Raw genomic sequence first — 20,423 nt, forward strand, 5'->3', positions numbered from 1 at the left:
CTTTGTATAATTTCAAAGAGGCTTTTTTATTTTTCAAAATTTTATTTTTTAATCAGAGTTTTGCAGTTACTTTTTCTTTGGCTCCACTTGCATTTTCTAAAACTGCCAATTCTTCTTTATCGACTATTTGCTGTGCAAGAATAGCATTATTATAGGCTAAAAAATATACATCAAACTTTACTCCTTCTTCAATTAACTCTTTTGAAATTTGATCGTTCTTGATCATTTCTTTCAATAAATCAGGAAATGAATCTTTGTAGGTTTGTTTATTTGTATCATTCTCTTCAAGATTAGTTTCAATCCTGATTTCAATTTTATTATCATTTAAAAATGCTTTAGCGGTTGTGCTCGTAATACCGGTACCTTTAATTGAGGAGGAATTATTATAAGAACTTACATGTTCCTGAATTTTTTGCTTGGTATTTTTACAGCTTACCAATAGCAGCACAACAACGACAGTAAATGCGATTTGGGTAATTTTTCTCATAAAATTTTAGGTTTTAGGTTATTTTTTAACTCAAACATAATGAACTTTTCAAACAAAAACAACTTCAAGCCACAAAAATAAAAAACTGTAATTATTTGGTTACAAATTGATTATAAGAAAATGAATATCAAAAATGCAAACAAAATGAGGTTCCAATTTATCAAATTCATTATCTGTAAAAATTAAAAAGCCACTTTAAAAACGATTAAAGCGGCTTGTAACAAGATTTAATTTCAGATATTATTTTAATATCTCAGCTATAGATTCTTTATTTATTATTTCTTTTACAAATACAGTATTATCATCAGCTAAAAAATAAGCATCAAACTGAACACCTTCTTCAACAAGTTCCTTAGGAATCTGATTTTTACTGATCATCTTTTTCAATAGTGCATGAAATGATGAATTTGCTTTTGTTTTATTAGATTCATTTTGTTCTAAATTGGTTTCAAATCGCAGTTCTATTTTGTTATCATTTATATAACCTCTTGCAGTGGTAAGTGTAACATCATTTGCTTTAAAACTCGCTGCTGTGCTATTATAAGACGTAACATATTCCTGAAGTTTTTGTTTTGTGTTTTTACAGCTTACCATAAATACCAGTAAAACCACAGTAAATGAGATTTGAATAATTTTTCTGATCATAATTTTAATTATTTAATTTTTAATTTTTGAAACCTTAAAAGTGCTTCAAGATAATAATAATCTGCATAATTTATTGAACAATCTATTTCACTTCCTGCGGGTTTATGACCTGTTGAATGAAGCAAAAAAGCCGAATTTACATCGCGACTTTGATAATGCTCTGATAGTGAAACAATCATTTTTTTAGATTTTGTGAGATATTCTTTTTTCAGTGCTGCATCCTTTGTATACGAACTTAACTCTATAAGTGCCGATGATACAATAGCAGCGGCCGAAGCATCTCTTGGTTCATTCGGGATTCCGGGTGCATTAAAATCCCAGTACGGTATCAAATCTTCTGTTGTTAATTTATCCAGGTAAACACGCGTGAGTTTATGAGCAAAATCTAAAAACTTAGGGTCTTTTGTTTCCCTGTAAACCATTGTAAATCCATAAATAGCCCACGCCTGACCTCTTGCCCACATACTATCATCACTAAATCCCTGAGCTGTTCTCCCTTTTATTTTTTTACCTGTTTCATAATCATAAATAATAACATGATAAGAACTGTAATCTGGTCTGAAATGATTGTTCATTGTAGTTTCGGCATGCTTTACAGCAATATCATATAACTTTTTATTTCCTCCATTTTTAGAAGCCCAAAAAAGCAGTTCTAAATTCATCATATTATCAATAATCGTATTATGTCCACCAAATTTATTATGTGGCCAGGATTGTATAGTTCCTACTTTAGGATTAAAAAGTGTCGCTAAAGTATCTGCTGATTTTAAAATAATATCTTTATAAGCTTCATTTTTAGTCAAACGATATCCATTCCCGAAACTATTAAAAATCTGAAAACCTAAATCATGATCATTTGCTTTACTTACTGATAAAGGTGTTAAAAACCGACTGAATTTATCTGCTTGTTTTTCCCATTTTTGATCGCCTGTAGCTTCATACAAATACCATAATTCTCCCGGCCAGAAACCACTTGTCCAATCTTTATAATTGACAAATTTCCAGTCTTTACTTCCATTAGGAACCGTTCGTGGAGAAGTTCCGTCATTAGGAATTACTTTTAAGGTTTTTGATGCTTGTTGTACACAATATTCGAGTTGTTTTTTTACATTGAAAGAAGTATTTTTTTGACAATAGCTACTATTTCCAAATACAAAAAGGGTTAAAATAAAGGCAGTAAATCTTGTACTCATGTGGTTATTATTTAGACAGAAAGATTATTATGATTTTACGAATTCATAAATTTATAAAATAAAGCAGACGTAATTCTATCTTTGTATTTTTGTCTACCTAAAAAAGTACTAATTATCCCAACCAGAATCAAAATTTGAAAAAATACAGACCTTATTATTTCGTTTTACTTCTATTTATTATTTTACTTGGAATTATGTCCAGAAAAAATGATCTCATTCCATTATGTACAGGAGATTTTCTTTATGCTTTTATGATGTATATTGTTATTCGAATCATACTTATTGATAAAAAATCCATTCAAATAGCTATTATCTCTTTATTAATTTGCTACACAATCGAATTTTCTCAGCTCTATCATGCAAACTGGATAAACGAACTTAGAAATACACTTTTGGGAAGATATACTTTGGGACAAGGCTTTTTATGGACGGATATTTTCGCTTACACCTGTGGAAGTTTCAGTGCTTTTTATATCGAAAGAATTATTTTAAAAAGAGCATCTAATCAAGTGTCTGAGTAATCTTATCAATATTTAAACTATTAGCCATTGCTGTAAATATTTGATAATACACAGATCTGTTATCATACAAATCATCGTGTGTACCTTTCTCTACACATCTTCCCTGTTCTAAAACTATAATATTCGCAGCATCGATAATTTGAGAAATACTATGAGAAATAATAATTACGGTCCTGTCTTTTTTAATAGCGTCCAGTGATTTTTTTATTTGTTCTGTCGCTATCGCATCTAAACTTGCAGTAGGTTCGTCTAAAAATATAATAGGCGGATTTTTTAAAAATAATCTGGCAATCGCAATTCGTTGTTGTTGACCGCCTGAAAGTAAATGCGCATCAGAATCATAACCTTTTGGCAATTGCATAACCTGATCATGAATATAAGCTTGTTTGGCTGCATCTATGATTTCAGATTTTGAAGCATCTGGTTTTCCGTATAAAATGTTTTCAGCAATTGTACCTTTAAAAATATGATTCTTCTGCAATACTAATCCAATATTCTTTCGAAGAAAATCAGTATTATAATCATTCAAATCCACACCGTCCAGATATATTTTTCCCGATGTTGGCAAATAAAACTTATCCAATAAATTGATAATAGTACTTTTTCCGGCTCCGCTTAACCCAACCAGAGCAGTGGTTTCGTTTGGTTTAATGCTAAAATTGATATCAAAAAGTGCTTTGGTTCCATTTGGATAAGCAAAATCAACATTTTTAACTTCTATAAGTCCAATAATTTTCTCAGGAACATAATCGCCGCTTGTTTCTTTTTCATTTTCTGATTCTAAAATATCAAAAAAACCTTCAGAGTAAATCAAGGCATCATTTACTTCATCATAAATTCGGTGTAATTGTCTGATTGGCGCAGATACATTATTAAACAACATAATATGAAACATGATTGCACCTATTGTCATCGTATTATTTAAAACAAAATAAGCGGTAAGAATAATGATAATCACGACACCTATTTGTTCTACAAAACCTTTTACACTTTCAAAAATAAAACTGGTTTTTCTGGTTTCCAATTGATTTTCAGTCATTTCAAACTGAATATCCTTATGACGATCTGCCTCCATTGGCTCACGAACAAACGACTTAATTACGGTTATAGATTCGATCAAACTTATGATTCCGTTATTTTTGGTTTCACGATAATTACGCATTCTTCTTCTAAAACCACTCAATTTAGTAGCTTGCAACTGACTTATATAAAAGTAGATTGGAATAATGCACAAACTTACCAAACCCACATAGACATTCGCATAAAACATAATCGCCAAAGCAACAAAGGCATTGGCAAAAAGAGGCAAAATATCAATAAAGAAATTCTGAACCAATCTTGTCAAGCTGCTAATCCCGAGATCAATTCTGGTTTGAAGTTTTCCGCTTTCATTTTCATTAGAAGTATAAAACTCCATTCGATAACTTAGGATTTTTTCAACAATGGCCTGAGATATATCGCGGGTAATAAAAATACGCAGTTTTTCGCCATAAAACTTCTGGCCAAATTGTACGACGGAATATATCAATTCTTTAGAAAGCAATACAATGCTAATAATTCCCAATAAATGAAAGCCTTTCGACAAAGGTTCATGCGCTACCATAAGATCACTAATAGAATCTACGGTATACTTTAATATTAATGCATTTACCTGAGCTGCAAACGATCCTAAAAAAGTAAGCAGTAAAGTAGCAATAACCATTTTTTTATATGGCCTGACAAAGGGAGTTATTTTTTTATATAGTACTGATATCTGCATTTATTTTTATTTCATGTCGTATATCAAATATAAGAATTCTAAATTTGTGTTTTGGAATTACCCGGAACAATCAACTTTAAAATACTTATATCATGCAATTGGTTTTCGCTTCAAACAATCTTAATAAAATCAAGGAAATTCAAAATATTCTTAAAGGATCAATTCAATTATTAAGTTTAGAAGAAATTGGCTGTCACGAAGAAATACCAGAAACTGCTGATACGATTGAAGGAAATGCTATTTTGAAAGCCAACTACGTAACTGAAAAATACGGTTATGATTGTTTTGCGGATGATACAGGATTAGAAGTTACAGCTTTAAACGGAGAACCAGGCGTTTATTCAGCCAGATATGCAGGAGAACAACGCAATGCTGATGATAATATGAACAAACTTCTCGATTGTTTATCTGATAAGCAAGATCGAAGCGCACAGTTCAAGACCGTTATTGCATTAAATATAAAAGGGGAACAGCACTTATTCACCGGAATTGCAAAAGGAAACATTATTAATGAAAAAATTGGAAATCATGGCTTTGGTTACGACCCAATTTTTCAACCTGAAAATTATACTGAGACTTTTGCTGAACTGGCCTCAGACATCAAAAATAAAATCAGTCATCGTGCAAAAGCAACTCACCAACTAATTGATTTTCTGAATACAGCAAAATAATTGTTTAGAATACAACATTTTAGATCTTTAAATTTATATTTCACGACGTATTTTTGCCTAATTTTCCTGATGTACAGACAAAAATCATGCTACTATAAACATAACTTTTTGATAATCAAATCATAACAAATACATAATTCTTAAAATAGCATTAGTTTATCTGAATAATTAACAGTAATTTTGCACCCTATTTTAAAAATACATATGAATAAATTTGAACAATTAGGATTGAATGAATCGTTACTGAAGGCGATTTTAGATCTAGGATTTGAAAATCCGTCAGAGGTACAGGAAAAGGCGATTCCCCTATTATTGGAAAAAGACACAGATATGGTTGCGTTGGCTCAGACAGGGACAGGGAAAACGGCAGCTTTCGGTTTTCCGCTAATTCAAAAAATTGATGCTGACAACAAAAATACACAAGCATTAGTTTTATCGCCAACACGAGAACTTTGTTTACAGATTACCAACGAACTTAAAAACTACTCAAAATACGAGAAAGGTATTAATGTGGTAGCAGTTTACGGCGGGGCTAGTATTACAGAGCAAGCTAGAGACATTAAAAGAGGAGCACAAATTATTGTGGCAACTCCTGGGAGAATGCAAGACATGATCAACAGAGGATTGGTTAACATTAAAAATATAGATTACTGTATTCTTGATGAAGCTGACGAAATGTTGAACATGGGGTTTTATGAGGATATCGTGTCTATATTATCAGATACTCCAGATCAAAAAAGTACATGGTTGTTCTCTGCAACTATGCCACAAGAGGTTGCCAGAATTGCAAAACAATTTATGAGCGAACCGGTTGAAATTACTGTTGGAGCTAAGAACTCAGGTTCTGCAACAGTTTCTCACGAATTTTACTTAGTAAATGCACGTGATCGTTACGAAGCTTTGAAACGTTTAGCCGATGCAAATCCAGATATCTTTTCTGTGGTTTTCTGTCGTACTAAAAGAGATACACAAGCTGTAGCTGAAAAATTAATCGAAGATGGATACAGCGCTGCTGCATTGCACGGAGATTTATCTCAGGCGCAACGTGATGGTGTAATGAAATCTTTCCGTGGTAGACAAATTCAGATGCTTGTTGCTACTGACGTTGCTGCACGTGGTATTGATGTTGATAATATTACTCACGTAGTAAATTACCAACTTCCTGACGAAATTGAAACTTACAATCACCGTTCAGGACGTACTGGTAGAGCTGGAAAATTAGGAACTTCTATTGTAATTGTTACAAAAAGCGAGTTGCGTAAAATTTCATCTATCGAAAGAATCATCAAACAAAAATTTGAAGAGAAATCTATTCCTTCCGGAATCGAAATTTGCGAAATTCAATTATTGCACTTAGCAAATAAAATTAAAGATACTGAAGTTGATCACGAAATTGACAACTATTTACCAGCTATTAACAATGTTCTTGAAGGTTTATCTAAAGAGGAATTGATTAAAAAAATGGTTTCAGTAGAATTTAACCGTTTCATCGCTTACTATAAAAAGAACAGAGATATTTCTACTCAATCTGGAGAAAGACGCGAAAGAAGTGATTCTGAGCCAAGAGAATTCAATAATAACGGAGCAGTTCGTTACTTTGTAAACATTGGTTCAAGAGATAATTTCGATTGGATGTCTCTTAAGGATTATTTGAAAGAAACATTAGACTTAGGTCGTGATGACGTTTTCAAAGTAGATGTAAAAGAAGGTTTCTCTTTCTTTAACACTGACCCTGAGCACACTGATAAAGTAATGGAAGTATTAAACAACGTACAATTAGAAGGACGTCGTATTAATGTTGAAATTTCTAAAAATGATGGTGGCGGAAGACGTGACCATAACGGACGCAGTGGCGGCGGTGGACGTAGTTCTGCACCAAGACGCGAAGGAAGCTTTGCCCCAAGACGTGAAGGTTCTGGCGGCGGTGGTTTCAGAAGCGACAGAAACTCTGCTCCAAGAGAAGGTGGTTTCAGAAGCGACAGAAATTCATCTGCTCCAAAAAGAGAAGGTGGTTTTAGAAGTTCAGCTCCAAGAAGCGAAGGAAGTTCAGACAGAGCTCCAAGACGTTCTGAAAGCTTTGGTGATTCGCCAAGACCAAGAAGACCAAGAAGAGATTAATTCTCTTTGTTAATTTTCTGATAATTATATTCGAAGACTGCGAAATATTTAATCCCTATTTAGTACTTTTAGTGCTTTAAATCAGGATATGAAATATTTCGCAGTTTTCTTTTTTACATTACTATCAGCCGTTGGTTTTGCACAAGACGTTGAGTCTACTGCACCACAAAGAGTTTCAGGTTATATCATTAATGATAATAGCAAACAACCTTTGCCTAACGTAAATATCATTAACACAAACAAAGTACGTGGTGCCAAGTCTGATGCTAAAGGATATTTTGAGATCGATGTACAACTTAACGATACTATTCACTTTTCGATTTTAGGTTTTCAGTCTTTAAGAGTCAGAGTGACAAATGACTGGATAAAAAATAAAGTAACCAGAATTCAGCTTACTGAAAAAGCAATCGCTCTTGAAGAAGTAATTATCGCCCCATTTAACTTAACAGGATATCTGGAAGTCGATTCAAAATTAATCCCCACAAAAGAAAATTACCGTTACAGCATTTCTGGCCTTACTCAAGGTTATGAAGCGGGTGAATATTCGCCAAATGCATTTGGAAAAGTATTAGGATCCATTTTTAATCCTGCAGATGTTCTCTATGGTTTCTTTGGGAAAAATGCAAAAGAACTCAAGAAGCTAAAAGAAATGAGAAAAGATGATACTGTTCGAAATCTTCTTGAATCTAAATATGATCGCGAAACTGTTGCTGTACTTTTAGGCATCAGTAAAGATGAAATTCCTGAAATTTTGCAGCGCTGCAACTATTCCGACTCCTTTATACAATCAGCAAATGATTTACAAATCATGGATGCTATCAACGGTTGTTACGAACAATATAAAGTATTGAAACGAAATTAATTTACTTTAAATAAAAAATTTAAAATCCTCATTTACAAATAGTAATTGAGGATTTTTTTATTTTAAAACTTATATTTGATCATTAACAAAACAAAAGATACCATGCCAGAAATACCTTTTCAAACAATCGACTGGAATCAAATTGCAAAAACCGAACATTCCGGAGAAACCGGAACAGCTTATTGGCAAACCCTGCAGTTAGGAGGTTTGCGTATTCGAAAAGTTACTTATTCTAAAAATTATATTGCTGATCATTGGTGTCAAAAAGGTCATATTGTTCATTGTCTTGAAGGAGATTTTGTCAGCGAATTAGAAAACGGACAAAAATTTGAACTTTCAAAAGGAATGACATATGTCGTTACCGATGATGCTAGTTCTCACAAATCATTAACCACCAATGGTGTTGAGTTACTAATAATCGATGGTGATTTTTTAAAGTAATAAAAGCAATATTTGAAGCAAATTAAAATATTATATCTACATTTACTTACAATCAAATAAAAAATTAATTAAATCAACATATCATGGCAAAAAGTCAAGACGCTAAAAAAACAGCAAAAAAAGAACCGTTAAAAACGGCCAAAGAAAAGAAGGAAGAGAAGAGAGAAAAGAAAAACACTCCTAAAAGAGATTAATTTTTAGTTTACAGTCTCAGTTTTCAGTTCTTTGAAACTGAATACTGAGACTGCGACTAACTTTTTTTAGTATTCAGTCACAGTTTCAGTTTTCAATACTCATTGAAACTGAAAACTGTGACTGTAAAAACTGAGACTTATTACTTAACTGGAATATTTGAAAGAATTTCTAAAACAAATTTCCAATATTTCTGAGCTGAAGAAATACTTGCTCTTTCATCCGGAGAATGTGCACCGTGAATCGTTGGTCCAAAAGAAATCATATCCATATCAGGATAATTTGTTCCTAAAATTCCACATTCTAAACCAGCATGACAAGCTACTACTTTTGGTTTCTCATTATTTTGTTTCTCGTAGATTCCAACTAACGTATCTAATATTTCAGAATTTACATTTGGAGTCCATCCTGGATAAGAACCTGACAGTTCTACTTCACAGCCTACTAATTCAAAAGCAGAACGTAATGCATTTGCCAAATCAAATTTTGAAGTTTCAACAGATGAACGTGTTAAACATCCAATAGATATTTCACCATCTTTTACAATAACACGGGCAATATTATTAGAAGTTTCAACTAAATCATCCATATCAGCGCTCATTCTGTACACTCCGTTGTGAGCAGCATAAATAGCACGAATAATTCCTTCCTGAACTCCTAAATCCATTACTTTTTCAGGAGTATCGCATTTTACGATTTCAATCGATAAGTTAGGTTCAGTAGTTTTATATTCGGTTTTAATATCATTGATAATTTCCTGCATATCAAAAATATACGCTTCATCAAACATTTCAGAAATAATTACTTTGGCAACACTTTCTCTTGGAATTGCATTTCTTAAACTTCCTCCGTTGATTTCAGCCACTTGCAAACCAAAGTTTTCAAAAGCATCAAACAACAAACGGTTCATGATTTTATTAGCATTTCCTAACCCTTTATTGATATCCATTCCTGAGTGACCTCCATTAAGACCTTTTACAGTAATAATATGCCCAACAGAACCTTCCGGAACTTCTTCTTCATTATAAGTTCTTGTAGCCGTTACATCGATTCCGCCAGCGCAACCTATATCAATTTCATCATCTTCTTCTGTATCTAAATTCAAAAGAATCTGACCTTGAAGAATTCCTCCTTTTAAGTTTAAAGCTCCTGTCATTCCCGTTTCTTCGTCAATAGTAAATAAAGCTTCAATTGCAGGATGCGGGATATCTTTACTTTGTAAAATAGCCATAATTGTTGCTACTCCCAATCCATTATCAGCTCCAAGTGTTGTGCCACGTGCACGAACCCAGTCACCATCTACATACATATCGATTCCCTGGGTATCAAAATCAAAAACAGTATCTGCGTTTTTTTGATGTACCATATCAAGGTGTCCCTGCATTACAATTGCTTTACGGTTTTCCATTCCCGGAGTTGCCGGTTTTCTGATAATTACATTTCGAATTTCGTCTTCAAAAGTTTCTAAACCTAAGTTGTTTCCAAAGTCTTTCATAAACTCGATCACACGTTCTTCTTTCTTTGACGGACGAGGAACAGCATTTAAATCAGCGAATTTATTCCATAGCGCTTTAGGTTCCAGATTTCTTATTTCCTGACTCATTATATTTTGTTTGAAGTTTAACAATTAAGAGTCCCAAAGTTACAAAGTTTAATTTTTTTTTCGCCACGAATTTCACGAATTAGCACTAATCTTATTGAAATTAAAATACAATTTCACAATTACTATCCTGTTTTGTAAAATTACAAACTAATAATTTAGTGAAAGTTTCATAGAATTCTTAACTAACTTTTTTTATCAATCAATATTGTATTTATATTTACCTATCAAAAATTTATACTTTGAAATCAAAATACACTCTACCTATATTTCTTCTTTTGCAAATCATCCTCTTAAAAATTCTACGCTTCTTTCCGGAATTTACAGAAAGATTTTATAGCAACGGATTCTACTTAAAAATCTCTTACTTTTCGAGAATTCTTTTAGGCAAGATTCCATTTTCTATTGGAGACTGTATTTATTCTATTTTGATTTTACTCTTAATTAGATGGTTTTGGAAAATCCGTAAGACATGGAAAACTCAATGGAAAGACAATCTATTAAAAGCTCTAAACGTTCTTTCAGTATTTTATTTCTTTTTTCATTTACTCTGGGCATTAAACTATTACAGAGAACCTCTTTTTGAAAAAATGAAAATACAAAGAGAATATACTGACACAGAATTATTGGCTTTTACAAAAAAACTAATTGCAAAAACAAATGAAATTCAGTTTCAAATTACACAAAACGACAGTGCAAAAACAGTTTTTCCTTATTCTCAGGATCAGGCATTTCAGATGAATTTATCGGGCTATAAAAATCTTTCGAAAGATCATCCTTATTTTAAATATGAAATGATAAGTGTCAAAAAATCTCTTTTCAGCTTACCTCTTACCTATATGGGTTTTGGCGGTTATTTAAATCCTTTTACGAATGAAGCACAAGTAAATGATTTATTGCCTATGTATAATTTCCCTATTACAAGTTGTCATGAAATGGCACATCAAATGGGTTATGCCAGCGAAAGTGAATGTAATTTTATTGGCGTTCTGGCTGCTGTAAAAAACAACAATTTATATTATCAATATTCCGGTTATAGTTTTGCTTTGCGTTACTGCTTAGGAATTTGGCAAGCTAAAGATGAAAGAGTATTCAAACAATTAAAGAAAACTGTTCATGTAGGAATTTTAAAAAACTATCAGGAAAGCCAGGATTTCTGGAAACAATATGATACTTTTATTGATAAAGGCTTTCATGTTTTTTATGATAATTTCTTAAAAACAAACAATCAAAAAGATGGCATGGAAGGGTATAGTAAATTTGTAGATTTGATGGTGAATTATTATAAAAATAAAAAATTATAAAAGGCTTGTAACAAAACAGATTTCATTACTACTAATACATTATGAGCGAAAATCTAGAACAGTCATTTGTTACGCAATTGCAGGCAAATCAGAATATAATCCATAAGATATGTAGATTATATACTGCTGGTGAAGATGCTCATAAAGACTTGTTTCAGGAAATTACCATCCAGTTATGGAAAGCTTATCCTAAATTTAGAGGCGATAGTAAATTTTCGACCTGGACGTATCGTGTCGCTTTAAATACCGCCATTACCTTATATCGAAAAACCAAAAGAACCGTATCTACAGTAGAATATGAAAGTCACCAGCATTTTGTAAAAGATGTTGATTACAATTATGAAGAAGAAGAACAGATTAAATTGATGTACAAAGCAGTTTATCAGCTTAATGACATCGAAAAAGCATTAGTTTTTATGTATTTAGAAGACAAAGATTATCAAGAAATAGCAGAGACATTAGGAATCAGCGAAGTGAATGCACGTGTGAAAATGAATAGAATTAAAGGGAAACTTAAAAAAATACTAAATCCTTAAAAATTATTATGAAAGAACTGGATTTATTAAAAAAAGACTGGAAAAAGAACTCTGACTCTTTTGAACAAATTTCTGAAAAAGAAATCTATAAAATGATTCATAAAAAATCATCTTCAATTGTGAAGTGGATTTTAATTATCAGCATTTTAGAAGTCTTATTTTGGACTATATCAAATTATTTTTCGAATATCGACGATTTTTTAAATAACATTCATCATCCTGAAATCATACTTTATATGGAGATTTTGATGTATTTTAACTATGCCGTAATATTAGTTTTTATTTATTTTTTCTATAAAAATTATAAAACTATATCGACTATTGTTTCTACTAAATTATTAATGAGCAGTATTTTGAGAACACGTAAAACAGTTCAGTATTATGTGTGGTATAATTTAGGAATGATTGTAGTTTCATCAATTCTTAGCTTTTTCATAGGATATGTTTATAATCCTGATATGGCAATTGTTAGAGAAAAACTAGCCTTGAATGGAAAAGCAATGTTGTTTTCAATTGGTGCTCTCGTATTACTTACACTATTGTTTTTTGGATTATTCTGGTGTATTTACAGATTGCTTTACGGAACCTTATTAAGAAGATTATACGCTAATTACAAAGAATTAAAGAAAATCGATTTCTAGAAAGACACAACGTTTCTTTTGAAGTTACTATCCCGAAGCGTTGGGACTGAGGATAAGTTCTAAGTTTTTTTTTAAAACTTGCAATCTGAAAAACAAATATTAATAATTATCGTTTTCTGATCCCTTATAACTCCATCTTCTCATTTCGTTAAGTTCTTCCTCTACTTTAATTACTTCAGCTGGGATAACTTTTAAAAATGACGGATGTTGCTCTATAGCATATTCTACTTTTTCAACGATTTCTTCGATAGTATCATTTTCATAATCAATATCAAGAGGTTCTTTGATGATAAAAGATTGTAGAATTCCTTTTTTCTTCATTCGTAACCCTTTTTTATCAAACGAACGGCGGAAACCGTCTATTACTATTGGAATTACAATTGGTTTATGTTGTTTAATAATATGTGCAGTTCCTTTACGAACCGGTTTGAACGATTTTGTTGTTCCTTGCGGAAACGTAATTACCCAACCATCTTCAAGTGCTATCCTGATATTTTCAGTATCATTTGGGTTAACATCACGTTTTTCAGTTACATCGACACCTTTTGCGCGCCAGGTTCTTTCGACTGTAATCGCACCAACATATGCCAAGATTCTTGGCAGTAAACCTGCTTGCATGGTTTCTTTTGCTGCAACATAATAGATATTCATTTTGGGCTGCCACAAATATCCAATATTCTTAATAGTATCCTGACGTCCGCTTAAACTTGCGTTAAACACATGAAACATTGCTACGACATCGGCAAAATAAGTCTGATGATTAGAAATAAACAATACATTAGTGTCCGGCAACGTTTTAATAATTTCAGATCCTTCAATCTGTAAATCATTAAATCCCCTGTATCTTCGGTGCGTCATGGCACCCAAAATTCGTATTAACCATTTTTTAATGAATAATATATGTCCGAAAGGATTTCGTTTAAACAATCCCATAGTTGTGTATTGTGTTTTTTTGTTAGAACGCAAACATACAAAAATTATTCTTTTGGCAATAGTATAAAGCAATTTCGTAAATAAATCATTATTCTAATGAATATCAAATTGTTAAATTTCTGTTTTTACGAATTTCCTTCAAAGGTTATTTTCAGAACATCTCTCAATTCACTTAAAATCATAGCAGTTGCTCCCCAAACAATATGATTTTGAATACTAAATGCAGGAACTAAAATATTATTACCATAAGATGTTGACAATGTGGATTCGACAATAATTTCATCATCTAAAAATACAGACAACGGAAGCTCTATTATATTTGCCACCTCTCTACTATCAGGATAAAATAAAAGCTCCTCTTTTGAAATTCCTAAGTACGGATGCACTAAAAAATTACTTGGCGGAATGTACATTGGAGTAAAATGCTTGATCACTTCTATTTTTTCCGGTAAAACTCCCACTTCTTCATGTGTTTCCCTCAAAGCCGTCTCTTCATAATCTGCATCTGTACTCTCATATTTTCCTCCGGGAAAAGCGATTTGAGAGGAGTGAACACCATTATAAGCATTCCGTACAATTAAAACCAAATGTGTTTTTCCATCTTTAGGATAAAACAACATCATTACGGCTGCGATTCTGGGATTTTCTATTTTTAAATCCAGATTCTTCAAAGCTTCAATTCTTTCTTTGGGAGCCATTTTTATATGCGACGCAACCGCTGGCAGTTCAACTGGAATTAAATTAGGAACATATTGCAAAAAATCTTGAAAATCCATATTCAAAGTTTATTTTTGTACTTTCAAATAAATACAAATAAAATATAAATATAGTCCAGAAAACGCGGTTCTACAAGTTTTCTAAAATCAAAGCCATAAAAATGTATAGCAGAGAAGAATCACAAAAATTAAAAAGAGAGTTTTGGGTGGCTTTTGCCGAAAAATATCCTCGCAAATGGGTACTTTATGATACAAAGATCAAAGACTTCTCATTCAAGTTTTATGTAGATAATAAAAAAGCACAGGTTTTAATTGATATCGAACAAAGAAGCGATGAAAAACGAATCGCATATTTCGAAAAATTAGAAGCTTTAAAAAATATTCTGGAAGAGGAATTCATTAAAGATCTGGTTTTTGAAAAAAACTATACTCTCGAAAGTGGGAAAACCATCAGCCGAATCTGGACTGAGAAACAAGGTGTAGGTTTTAGCAACCGCAATAATTGGGATGCTATTTTCGATTTCTTTTTCGAAAAAATGAATGCTTTAGAAATGTTCTATCTTGAATACGATGATTTTATCAAGGATATTGAGTAGAAAATCATGAAGTTCCTAAGTCGCTAAGCTACTAAGTTCTTATTATAGAAAAAAGCTCGCAGGTTTTAAAAACCTGCGAGCTTTTTTTGGGTTTACACACTAAAAATATTATATAAAATAATATGATCGTCGTAATTGATATAAAGTTGTTTTCTGTAATCTTGTTTCTTGCGTGTAATAATAGATAATTTACAATCCCTGCCATCATTATCCTTACACATAAAAGAATATACAATATCAGTATCATTTTCTTCGCGTTCGATATAATCCAGAATCCTAAAAAGCTGTATTTCCTGCGAGTAAACTACAATTCTGTGTTTGTTAGTATCTAAAATCACAGAAAGATTAACCAAATCGAGATTTGACCATTCACCCCACTTTCCCCTTTCATTTTTTTCTAAAACACTAAAACCAGATGTTTTAAACTGATAAGACTGACTATAAGTTTGTTGTAAACCAATTGTTAAAAAAAATAGTAATATATAGGTGCGTATAGAATTCATATCGTTTTGATGCCAATAATTAAAACTCAAATTTAGCTTTTTCTTGACAAGCAACTTCAAAATCGGCAATCATTTCTTCAATAATTTGCTGTGCAGGTAATATTTCATGAATTAGTCCTGCGATTTGTCCTATTTCGAGCTCACCTTCTTCCAGATCACCTTCAAACATTCCTTTTTTAGACCTTGCTCTTCCTAAAAGCTGGTTTAAATCTTCTTTTGATGGACATTTTTGATATAATTCCTGTACATCATTATAAAATTTATTTTTGACCAAACGTACCGGAGCTAATTCTTTTAATGTCAACTGGGTATCTCCTTCCTTAACTTTAACTATTGTTTCTTTAAAATTATTATGTGCAGAAGATTCTACAGATGCTGCAAAACGACTTCCAACCTGCACTCCATCTGCTCCTAAAACCATCACAGCAAGCATTCCGCGGCCGGTTGCAATTCCACCAGCAGCAATAATCGGAATCTGAATTTTCTCTTTTACCATAGGAATTAAAGTCAATGTTGTTGTTTCATCACGGCCGTTATGTCCACCCGCTTCAAAACCTTCGGCTACGATTGCATCCACTCCAGCTTCTTGTGCTTTTAAAGCAAAAACACTACTGCTCACAACATGAACAACTATAATTCCTTTTTCCTTTAAAAAAGAGGTCCATGTTTTAGGATTTCCTGCCGAAGTAAAAACAATTTTTACGCCTTCTTCGACAACAATATTGATGATTTCTTCAATATTGGGATATAACATCGGAATATTGACTCCAAATGGTTTATCAGTTGCTTTTTTACATTTTTGAATATGCTCTCTAAGTATTTCGGGATACATAGATCCCGCACCAATTAAACCTAATCCTCCGGCATTACTTACAGCAGAAGCTAATTTATAACCACTGTTCCAGATCATTCCGCCTTGAATAATTGGATATTTTATATTGAAAAGCTGTGTAATTTTATTCATTCAAAAATGCTATTATTGTTTGATTATCTTTCCTGTTTTATGCAGATCATCCGCATCAAAAGTATAAAAATAGAGTCCACTTTTTAAAGCTTCTACAGAAAGAGTCGGATTTTGGTTTGAAATTTGTTTTTCGAGAATTTTTTGTCCTAAAACAGAATAAATTGAGATTAAACCCGTACTGTTTTTAAACGAAAATGACACTGTTGTTTGTGCCGGATTGGGAAATATAGAAAATGGAGTACTTACAGATTCAAAATTTTCAACATTCAAAGTTGCTCCAAAATTTGGAATTCCGTAACCATAAGTGTTATTTGGAGTAGTATATCGATCAGAAGACTGAAGGATCATTTCCCTTATTTCCTTATTTGTTTTCGACGGGAAAGCCTGCCATAAACAAGCAATCATTCCGGCCATTATCGGGCATGAAAAAGAAGTCCCGTTCGTCGTTACTATATTCCCTGAAGTGTCTGATACAACAGCGGCAGTTCCTTGTGCCATAACATCGGGTTTTATTCTTCCGTCATAACTTGGCCCTATGGAACTAAAAGAAGATTTATTTTTTGAAGCTGCGACTGCTCCAACTGTAATTACAGAAACTGCATCTGCAGGTCCGCCAATATGAGGTTCCGCAGTACTCCCCTCATTTCCGGCCGAAGCCACAACAATAATTCCTTTACTAAAAGCAATTTGAGCACCTCGGGAAATAAAATTTGTCGTACCATTCATGTCGCTATAAGTATGACTGTAAGCAGCATTATCAAAACCAAAATAACCTAATGAAGTTGTAATAATATCTGCTCCCAAATTATCGGCTCTTTCAGCAGCTTCTACCCAATATGATTCTTCCACAGGATTTTCAGTAGGCGCATATTCTGTAATAAACAAATAATATGAGGCATCTGGAGCCGTACCTACCAAAGCATTTTCTTTATAACCGCCCATTGTAGAAAGAACCATTGTACCATGACTGTCGCCTGTGTAGAAATTTTCATTTCTATTCACAAAATCATATCCTCCTAAAATTTGATTATTATCGATAAGTTTTTTGAAAGGTAACGCTGTATTAACACCTGGAAACCCTGCATCCAGAACCGCAATTACTTTATTGCTACCCGTGTAATTTTGCTGATGTAAAACCTGACCGTTAAGCATTTGGATCTGACTTGCAGAAGATCCGTAGGCATAATCTATTGTCGTTTCCAGTTTATCTTTTACCTGAGATATCTTTTCCGGAGAAACCATTTTAGTAGTTATGTTCAATGCTTTATTTGCAAAAACTATTTTATCAACAAACGCCATTGATGTCAGTGACAAAATATTAGCCTGAGTACCTCTGATATGAAGTGCATTCATCCACTTAGATTGTGCCATAACACTAATTCCGTTACTTGATTTAACCAGATTTATATAGGTTTCTTCTACAGGAACATCGGTTAAATCTAAGGCAATATTTTGATTGCCCCTTCTTTCTAAAGCACGTTGTGAAAGCATCATCGATGGAGTATCGAAAAAGATTTGGGCATTTGGCTTATCTTTAAAATAAACCCATGCATCTTCTTGTGAAAAGATCACAGAAGTAAAAACCAATAAAAGAAATGTAAAATAGTACTTCATAGTTTACTTTTTTTTAAAGGTAAAACCTTTGTAAAAAAGTATAAAGCTAAGAAATTACTCCCGAACCAACTAATTCATTATCAAAATACCAAGCTGCAAACTGACCTTCTGTTATTGCAGATTGCGCTTCGTCAAACTGAACATACATTCCATCTTCAAATTGGTGTAAAACAGCTTTTTGCAAGGGCTGACGGTAACGAATTCTAGCCATTACTTCCATAGTTTCTCCAGCTTTCAAAGCTAAATCAGTACGAATCCAATGTACTTCTGATTTTTCTATAAACAATGCTTTTTTGAATAAACCGGGATGCAGACTTGACAATCCTGTGTAAATAGTATTGGTTTCAACGTCTGTAGCAATAATAAATAACGGATCTGTTGTTCCGCCTACATTTAAGCCTTTTCGTTGTCCTACCGTGAAGTAATGAGCTCCCTGGTGTTTACCAACTACTTTTCCCATTGTTGGTAGGTAATCACGTTTTTTAGATTCTGACTTCAACTCTTCTTCCAGGCTTAAACCAGCAGGTTTTTCGACAGTGTATATTGAATCGTTTTTATCGATCTGAACAATTTTACCTTCTTTAGGCTGCAATTTTTGTTGCAGGAATTCAGGCAAACGAACTTTACCAATAAAGCATAATCCTTGAGAATCTTTCTTCTCAGCGGTTACCAAATCCATTTCAGCTGCAATTTCACGTACTTCCGGCTTAGTTAAGGCTCCAATAGGAAATAGTGATTTGGCCAATTGATCTTGCGATAACTGACATAAAAAATAGGATTGATCTTTGTTATTATCCGCACCGGCAATCAATTGATAAACAGGTTTTCCATCAACTTCGATTTCATTTTTTTGACAATAATGTCCCGTTGCTACATAATCAGCTCCAAGACTTAACGCAATTTTCATGAAAACATCAAATTTGATTTCGCGATTGCAAAGTACGTCAGGATTTGGAGTTCTCCCTTTCTCGTACTCGTTGAACATATAGTCAACGATTTTTTCTTTGTATTCTTCGCTTAAATCTACAGTTTGAAACGGTATTCCAAGTTTTTCAGCTACTAACAGAGCATCATTACTATCCTCTAACCATGGACATTCGTTAGAAATAGTAACCGAATCATCATGCCAGTTTTTCATAAAAAGGCCAATAACTTCGTATCCTTGCTGTTGCAATAAATAAGCCGCAACACTCGAATCTACTCCACCGGAAAGTCCAACAACTACACGTTTCATCCTAAATCTTTTATATTTTTACAAGGATGCAAAGATAAGTCCAATTTTTGATAATTGTAGTAGTTTTAATTAGTTTATATAATACCGTGGTAGATAAAACTTATCGCAAATAAATAATTTTAATTTAAAACGGATAATTAATTCATTTTAGGTTTTGAATCCACTTGGTAACTGCTTTTTGGGTCACTCATATTCACTTCTTTGGTCAATTTTCCTTTTAGATAAAACTGCCACATATTTGCTTTTTTACCGTTTACAAATTTCCCTTTTGAAGCTACTACTCCGTCAGCATCATAAAAAACAGCATCGCCGTTGTACTCATTATTTTTATAAGTAGTCTGCTCTAAAAGAATTCCGTTTTGCCCATATTTTTTATAAACTCCATCTTTTAATCCGTTTATGTAATTCATTTCTTCGGCAATTTTAGAGTTTGGATAATAAACTGTTCTCAGACCTTCCAGTTTTCCATTTTTATAATTTTCAAGTGTCATAATCACTTTCGAAGCTTTATGATAATATTTCCATTCCCCTTCACGAGCTTTACCAATTTCTTTGCCTTCGCTTACTTTATTTTTATTCTGATCATAAAAAATAGTATATGAACTTCCGTCATTTGCAGTAAAATCCCTGGTTGCTATAACATCACCTTTTTTTGTATCATCGAAAAATTTAAACACACCGGTTTCTTTCCCATGATTAAAGGTCCCTTCGTAACGAGGACGTTTAGAGACATCATAAGTTCCTTTCCAGACTCCGTCTTTTTTTCCGTTATTATCAGTTTTATTAAAATCCTGAGCAGATACTATGATAGCATTTAAAAAAAGCAATCCTATTATTATTTTTTTATAAATCATTGTAATTCAATTTTAAGCTTTAACGAAAATGGCTTTAAT

General features: G+C 32.7%; 21 protein-coding genes. 9 read left to right on the top strand and 12 right to left on the bottom strand.

What is annotated here, in order from left to right:
- Nucleotides 1-52: 52 nt before the first annotated feature.
- The 3 genes from RC62_RS20955 to RC62_RS20965 form a co-directional block, all read right to left on the bottom strand.
- Nucleotides 53-487, bottom strand: coding sequence for a hypothetical protein (locus RC62_RS20955; RefSeq protein WP_055098285.1), 435 nt, complete (start codon nt 485-487; stop codon nt 53-55).
- A 240-nt stretch (nt 488-727) separates the two neighbouring features.
- Complete coding sequence (locus RC62_RS20960) at nt 728-1,132, bottom strand: hypothetical protein (protein WP_055098286.1); 405 nt, start codon at nt 1,130-1,132, stop codon at nt 728-730.
- A gap of 8 nt (nt 1,133-1,140) precedes the next feature.
- Entirely contained in the window at nt 1,141-2,325 is a 1,185-nt protein-coding gene (locus RC62_RS20965) for a glycoside hydrolase family 88 protein (RefSeq protein WP_055098287.1), read from the bottom strand.
- 134 nt (nt 2,326-2,459) lie between these two features.
- On the opposite strand from RC62_RS20965, the gene RC62_RS20970 reads away from it, so the two are divergent.
- On the top strand, nt 2,460-2,846 hold the full coding sequence (locus RC62_RS20970; RefSeq protein ID WP_055098288.1) for a DUF2809 domain-containing protein: 387 nt from the start codon (nt 2,460-2,462) through the stop codon (nt 2,844-2,846).
- On the opposite strand, the gene RC62_RS20975 is transcribed toward RC62_RS20970, so the two are convergent.
- Nucleotides 2,827-4,605, bottom strand: coding sequence for an ABC transporter ATP-binding protein (locus RC62_RS20975; protein ID WP_055098289.1), 1,779 nt, complete (start codon nt 4,603-4,605; stop codon nt 2,827-2,829). The two genes, RC62_RS20970 and RC62_RS20975, sit on opposite strands and share 20 nt — an antisense overlap.
- 92 nt (nt 4,606-4,697) lie before the next feature.
- On the opposite strand from RC62_RS20975, the gene RC62_RS20980 reads away from it, so the two are divergent.
- The 4 genes from RC62_RS20980 to RC62_RS20995 all read left to right on the top strand — a co-directional run bounded on the left by RC62_RS20980 (nt 4,698) and on the right by RC62_RS20995 (nt 8,697).
- Nucleotides 4,698-5,276, top strand: coding sequence for a non-canonical purine NTP diphosphatase (locus RC62_RS20980; RefSeq protein ID WP_055098290.1), 579 nt, complete (start codon nt 4,698-4,700; stop codon nt 5,274-5,276).
- Between the two features lie 204 nt (nt 5,277-5,480).
- Complete coding sequence (locus RC62_RS20985; RefSeq protein WP_055098291.1) at nt 5,481-7,394, top strand: DEAD/DEAH box helicase; 1,914 nt, start codon at nt 5,481-5,483, stop codon at nt 7,392-7,394.
- Between the two features lie 88 nt (nt 7,395-7,482).
- Entirely contained in the window at nt 7,483-8,256 is a 774-nt protein-coding gene (locus tag RC62_RS20990) for a carboxypeptidase-like regulatory domain-containing protein (protein ID WP_055098292.1), read from the top strand.
- Between the two features lie 102 nt (nt 8,257-8,358).
- The gene (locus RC62_RS20995; protein ID WP_055098293.1) at nt 8,359-8,697 is read left to right on the top strand and encodes a DHCW motif cupin fold protein; all 339 of its coding nucleotides are present in this window, start codon (nt 8,359-8,361) and stop codon (nt 8,695-8,697) included.
- Nucleotides 8,698-9,031: 334 nt separating this feature from the next.
- On the opposite strand, the gene RC62_RS21000 is transcribed toward RC62_RS20995, so the two are convergent.
- Complete coding sequence (locus RC62_RS21000; RefSeq protein WP_055098294.1) at nt 9,032-10,492, bottom strand: aminoacyl-histidine dipeptidase; 1,461 nt, start codon at nt 10,490-10,492, stop codon at nt 9,032-9,034.
- A 239-nt stretch (nt 10,493-10,731) separates the two neighbouring features.
- On the opposite strand from RC62_RS21000, the gene RC62_RS21005 reads away from it, so the two are divergent.
- The 3 genes from RC62_RS21005 to RC62_RS21015 are packed head-to-tail and all read left to right on the top strand — an operon-like array spanning nt 10,732 to nt 12,970.
- The gene (locus tag RC62_RS21005) at nt 10,732-11,793 is read left to right on the top strand and encodes a DUF3810 domain-containing protein (RefSeq protein ID WP_055098295.1); all 1,062 of its coding nucleotides are present in this window, start codon (nt 10,732-10,734) and stop codon (nt 11,791-11,793) included.
- Between the two features lie 41 nt (nt 11,794-11,834).
- Nucleotides 11,835-12,329 carry an RNA polymerase sigma factor gene (locus RC62_RS21010; protein WP_055098296.1) on the top strand — a complete coding sequence of 165 codons (495 nt, stop codon included), beginning with the start codon at nt 11,835-11,837 and terminating at the stop codon, nt 12,327-12,329.
- An 8-nt stretch (nt 12,330-12,337) separates the two neighbouring features.
- Nucleotides 12,338-12,970, top strand: coding sequence for a hypothetical protein (locus RC62_RS21015; RefSeq protein WP_055098297.1), 633 nt, complete (start codon nt 12,338-12,340; stop codon nt 12,968-12,970).
- Nucleotides 12,971-13,069: 99 nt separating this feature from the next.
- Here the strand turns inward: RC62_RS21015 and RC62_RS21020 are convergent, their stop codons facing one another.
- Both RC62_RS21020 and RC62_RS21025 read right to left on the bottom strand, forming a co-directional pair.
- Nucleotides 13,070-13,903: a lysophospholipid acyltransferase family protein gene (locus RC62_RS21020; protein WP_055098298.1), complete on the bottom strand. Its 834-nt coding sequence runs from the start codon at nt 13,901-13,903 to the stop codon at nt 13,070-13,072.
- Nucleotides 13,904-14,028: 125 nt separating this feature from the next.
- On the bottom strand, nt 14,029-14,679 hold the full coding sequence (locus RC62_RS21025) for an NUDIX hydrolase (protein ID WP_055098300.1): 651 nt from the start codon (nt 14,677-14,679) through the stop codon (nt 14,029-14,031).
- Between the two features lie 101 nt (nt 14,680-14,780).
- On the opposite strand from RC62_RS21025, the gene RC62_RS21030 reads away from it, so the two are divergent.
- Complete coding sequence (locus tag RC62_RS21030; RefSeq protein ID WP_055098301.1) at nt 14,781-15,215, top strand: DUF4268 domain-containing protein; 435 nt, start codon at nt 14,781-14,783, stop codon at nt 15,213-15,215.
- Nucleotides 15,216-15,307: 92 nt separating this feature from the next.
- Here the strand turns inward: RC62_RS21030 and RC62_RS21035 are convergent, their stop codons facing one another.
- From RC62_RS21035 to RC62_RS21055, 5 genes are all read right to left on the bottom strand, one after another.
- Nucleotides 15,308-15,718, bottom strand: a complete 411-nt coding sequence (locus tag RC62_RS21035; protein ID WP_055098603.1) for a hypothetical protein — start codon at nt 15,716-15,718, stop codon at nt 15,308-15,310.
- A 19-nt stretch (nt 15,719-15,737) separates the two neighbouring features.
- Entirely contained in the window at nt 15,738-16,682 is a 945-nt protein-coding gene (locus RC62_RS21040) for an NAD(P)H-dependent flavin oxidoreductase (protein ID WP_055098302.1), read from the bottom strand.
- A gap of 12 nt (nt 16,683-16,694) precedes the next feature.
- The gene (locus RC62_RS21045) at nt 16,695-18,296 is read right to left on the bottom strand and encodes a S8 family serine peptidase (protein WP_055098303.1); all 1,602 of its coding nucleotides are present in this window, start codon (nt 18,294-18,296) and stop codon (nt 16,695-16,697) included.
- Nucleotides 18,297-18,342: 46 nt separating this feature from the next.
- Entirely contained in the window at nt 18,343-19,530 is a 1,188-nt protein-coding gene (gene mnmA / locus RC62_RS21050) for a tRNA 2-thiouridine(34) synthase MnmA (RefSeq protein WP_055098304.1), read from the bottom strand.
- Nucleotides 19,531-19,667: 137 nt separating this feature from the next.
- On the bottom strand, nt 19,668-20,384 hold the full coding sequence (locus RC62_RS21055; protein WP_055098305.1) for a toxin-antitoxin system YwqK family antitoxin: 717 nt from the start codon (nt 20,382-20,384) through the stop codon (nt 19,668-19,670).
- Nucleotides 20,385-20,423: the final 39 nt, after the last annotated feature.

It is taken from the genome of Flavobacterium aquidurense (genome assembly GCF_001404985.1).
Classification (GTDB): Bacteria; Bacteroidota; Bacteroidia; order Flavobacteriales; family Flavobacteriaceae; genus Flavobacterium; species Flavobacterium aquidurense_B.